A 4676-nucleotide genomic window follows, 5' to 3' on the forward strand; every position below is an offset into this window, starting at 1 on the left:
TATATGCGATCGCTATCAGCCTCGGAACTGTTAAATATCTGGGAGTGGGGACTTAATCAGCCATCTTGGTCTAAAGCAATCAAGCTACTAGCTAGTGCTTGTCCTGAAACCTCTATAGATATGCTTACTCAATTCAGTCTCGGTCAGCGTGATGCTATGCTGCTGACATTGCGGGAGTGGACATTTGGTTCACAACTGGTTAGTCAAGTGACTTGTCCAAGCTGTGGTGAAGTCTTGGAACTCAATTCTGATATTGCAGATATGCGTGTAGCACCACTGTCACTTGAACCAGTTGAGAAATATTGTCTTGAGCTTGCTGATTATCAGGTGAGTTTTCGTCTACCAAACAGTTTAGATATGATAGCGATCGCTGAACACAAACAGCCAGAGATTGCTCAAGAGATTTTATTAGAACGCTGTATTTTGCAAGCAGTGTGTAACGGCGAATATCTGCCGTTTCAGCAATTACCATGTCATACCAGAGATGCAATTATTACCCAAATGGCTCAAGCAGATCCTCAAGCAAATGTGCCAATTGATATTTCCTGTTCTGCTTGCAACTACCAATGGCAATCATTATTTGACATTGTGTCGTTTTTCTGGGCTGAGATTAACGCTTGGGGATTTCGAGTGTTGCGAGAGGTACATACTTTAGCTGCTGCTTACAGTTGGCGTGAAGCTGATATTTTGGCGATGAGTCCCAGACGGCGAAAATTGTATTTAGAGATGGTGACGGACTGATGAGCAATTATCTCTTTCATTTGGTAGCTAAAAGCTTTAACTTAATCGATACAGTTCAACCTCTTGTCTTATCAGTCTTTGAACCGTTACCAGAGTCTAACCTTGACTGGGAGCCATCGATTACCACAGAATCAACTGAGTTAGAAACAACATCAGAAACGGAAAAATTTCCCAATTTTGACATTGTGCAGTTGTTGGAGAAGCGATGCCTGCGGCGAGCTTCTCTACGAGACGCTCCGCGAACGCTAACGCCTGCAACAATAGGGCAAATATCTGAAGAGATAACTAACCCCCTGTTAACTAATTTAACTTCAACACCTGTTCAATCTTCCCAACCAATACTAAAGTCAATTCCTAATTTGACACAAAAGCCTGACTTAGAATTATCCTCCAATTGGCCTTTTTTAGATTCAGTTCTGACTCAAATCAGCACTAATAATCAGCAATTTACTTCAAACCCAGAGCAAAAAATAAGCACTACTCCACTAACTTTTGCTGCTGCTCAACTATCACAGAAAGAATCAAGTAAAATTAATCCTGTTGATTCTTCTATCCAACCTTCAAACTCAGAGCAAAAAACAAGCACTACCACACTAAATTTGGTTCCTGGTCAGTTATCACAGAAACAACTAACTAAAATTAATCCTGTTGTTTCTTCTGTCCAAACTTCAAACATAGTCAATTGGGAACGATTAATAATTAAACCTTTTGTAGAATCAGGAATACTTTCATCGGCTGCAAATCAAGCAGCACTTAATTCTAATACAGAGTCTATAATTTTACCACAAACAAATACTTACCTATCGAATCATCTCGTTTCTGTACACAACACAGGATCAAATACTTCTCTCTCTAAGCACATATCTGAACAGGGGCAGATTCCACTTACATCTTTCTCCCACCAACTAATTACAATCAATCATTTGGGTTTATCTTTGCAATCACCTTTAAAGGCATATTTACAAACATATTTTACCGAAAATCCAACAAAGCCAATAACATCTTCATTTATTCCTCCAGATAAGAAAAATTCATTACCAAATCTAAACCCTATAATTTTAAAACCTGCGATCGCAAAGGAAAAGAATACTCCTGTCTCAAAGTTATTTGAGCAAGAATCAGGAGAACTTACAACTCAATCATTAAATAACCAATTACTTGAAATTAATCAACAAGTTTCTCCTAATGTCTTACCAAAGGTATTGTCTTTAAAGCAATCTCTCCCGCAAATACAAGCAGAAGCCAGCACTATTCTATCAATTCCTAGCGTTCTACAACAGGGAAAATCTGCAACTGAAAACTTACATAAGCAACCTACAGAAATTAATCCAGTCTTTATCCATTCTCAGTTATCACAAGTCGAAAATTCTGAGGAACTTCCTCCTCAACTTCAATCAGAATCAACAGCCATGTCTACGATGAAAAACTCTTGGAAAGGCTACACCAACGTCTACGCTCCTGCTATTTCTCAAGTTTTGCCTTTAACACCTATGCTAGCAGTGGAAACTAGCACTCCCGCCTCAAGTTCTGTAATTCAACACCAGAAAAAAGCTGTAACTGAATTGTCATCAACGCAATTGCTACAAAGAAGTGGGAATGTTTCATCTACTCAAGTGCAAAAGCTGATAAGTTTACAGCCATCTATTCCAGAAAAACCTGTAGACAATGCACCTGTTGCTAATCAAATATTGCCCACAAATCAAAAATCATTAACACCTGGGTTGACGCTAGAAACTAGCACTCCCAGCTTCAGTTCTGTAATTCAACACCAAAAACAGTCTGCAAGTGAATTAGTACAACAGCAATTACCGCAAATAATTGGGAATGAAAATGTTTTATCTTTGCAAGTAAAAAAGCTCATTAATCCACAACTAGATTTCAGTCAGTTTTTAGAAGAACCTGTGGCAATGTCTACGACGGGTAATTCTTGGAGAGGCTACGCCAACGCCTACACATCTGCAAGTGAGCGGGTACTATCTTTAACACCTGTGCCAACTATGGACACTAGCATTTCCGCCTTAAATCCTGTAATTCAACTTCAAGTACAACACGGAGCGATACCTTCTCTACGAGACGCTACGCATAATTTGCTTCTCCGTAGGGGTACGGTAAGCTCCGCTAACGCATCTACTATTGATAGTACCTTAGCGAATTCACACAAACAGAGCTTAACACCTACAATTGCTATAGAAACAATTGCCGAACCCCAGGAAAGACTTACGTCTAATGTGCCAGAAAATCAGCAGAGGTTTGTCCACAAAAATGTTTCATCAATACAACCATTTCTCGCAGATGCTTCTGCTAAACTATCTTCGTTTGAGACAAACAGTTCTACTGCACCATTCGTAAATAATCTATCATCATCTATCGCTTCACAACCGATAACTCAGCTAACTCCTATTAATTCAGATATAATACCAACTCCTGCTTTACATCCTTCAACCCCAGGAATTGACATACAATCACAGGTCAACTTTTCTGACTCTCACTTGTCTGATTTCCGTAGAGAAAAAGCTTCTGCTCAGGAAGTCGGCTTACAAAACTATAATAAGAGCGATCGCAAACATATTGATATCCAGAAAATTGGTGTTGTCGAACAGTGGGATGAATTGGGGCAAGCTGGGGCAGAGATGAACGTTAATTACGCCTATCATCCCGCAAATATGCAACGCCAGCAAATTAATCCCAATGAAGGTATATTCACCAGCCCAGTTGAAAACTTAATATTACCCCAGAACCCATCCCCTAACCTCTCTATGTCTGCGGATAGATTTAAAAAGCGCCAACATATTGGTAGTCAGAAAATTGGCGTTGTCGAACAGTGGGATGAATTGAGACAAGGTGAGGCAGAGATGAACGTTAACTACGCCCATCATCCCGCAAATATGCAACGCCAGAAAATGAATCCCAATGAAGGTATATTCACCAGCCCAGTTGAAAATTCAATATTACCTCAGAATACATCCCCTAACTTGTCTATGTCTGCGGATAGAGGTAAAGATGAAGTGAAGTCTTTGTACTTTACGCAACTAGAGGAATCTGATTTCAGACCGCTATCTGGGCCTATCAATGACCTCACTGTAAAAAATTTGTCAGTCGTTGCAACTAGTAGCAAAAAAGCCCAGAAGCGTTGGCAAAGCCCGTCGCAGACATCGCCAGTGGGTTTGGATACACCACCTAAGATTCAAGTCACAATTGGTCGGCTAGAAATTCGCAGCGCAGCCCCAGCACCACCTCCGCCTCGACCAAAGTCCCGTCCAGCAACATCTGTGATGGGTTTGAATGAATACTTGCAACGACGTGCCAGAAGGAGGTAAGCGATGAGCAACGCTTTAGCTATTGCGGCTGTCACAATTACATTGCGTCACTTGCTACAGCAAAGGTTTGATATTGAGAGTTCGGGGGGAATCACTGTGACGACACGACCATTAGATAAAGTACGAGATAATACTGTTAGTAGTGGCGATCAAGTTAATTTATTTCTCTACGATACTCAAATAAACCCAGCTTGGCGGAATATGGATATTCCTTCTCAAGTGAAGCCTGGTGAAACAGGACACCAGCTTTTGCCGTTGAACCTCTACTACCTACTGACTGCTTACGCCCAAAATGATGACTTTCCAGAACCTACGAGTCATCGGTTATTAGGCGTGGCTATGAGTGTTTTTAATGACCATCCTATGATTACTTCTGCGGATATTAGGGCAGCCTTGCCTACTACCGATCCAACTGAATACGACCTTGACTTACAAGAAGAACAGTTGCGAATTGATTATCAACCGCTATCTGTAGAAGAGGTGTTTAACCTCTGGTCAACTTTTCAAGTACCTTATCGAGTTTCAGCTGCTTATGAAGTGTCAGTAGTGCTGATTGAGAGTAGCTTGCCTGCAAAAACTCCGCTACCAATTATCAAGCGTCAGTCTAGCGATCGCGGC

General features: G+C 40.9%; 3 protein-coding genes. All 3 read left to right on the plus strand.

Annotated elements, in window-relative coordinates:
- A partial coding sequence (locus tag ACM0OX_RS35100) for a phage baseplate protein (RefSeq protein ID WP_414519764.1) occupies positions 1 to 741 on the plus strand: 741 nt, incomplete at its 5' end.
- Positions 741 to 4058 carry a hypothetical protein gene (locus ACM0OX_RS35105; protein ID WP_414519766.1) on the plus strand — a complete coding sequence of 1106 codons (3318 nt, stop codon included), beginning with the start codon at positions 741 to 743 and terminating at the stop codon, positions 4056 to 4058. The genes ACM0OX_RS35100 and ACM0OX_RS35105, both read left to right, overlap by 1 nt.
- A gap of 3 nt (positions 4059 to 4061) precedes the next feature.
- A partial coding sequence (locus tag ACM0OX_RS35110; RefSeq protein ID WP_414519768.1) for a DUF4255 domain-containing protein occupies positions 4062 to 4676 on the plus strand: 615 nt, incomplete at its 3' end.

The sequence above is a fragment of the Nostoc sp. PCC 9305 genome (assembly GCF_963920915.1).
Taxonomy (GTDB): Bacteria; Cyanobacteriota; Cyanobacteriia; order Cyanobacteriales; family Nostocaceae; genus Nostoc.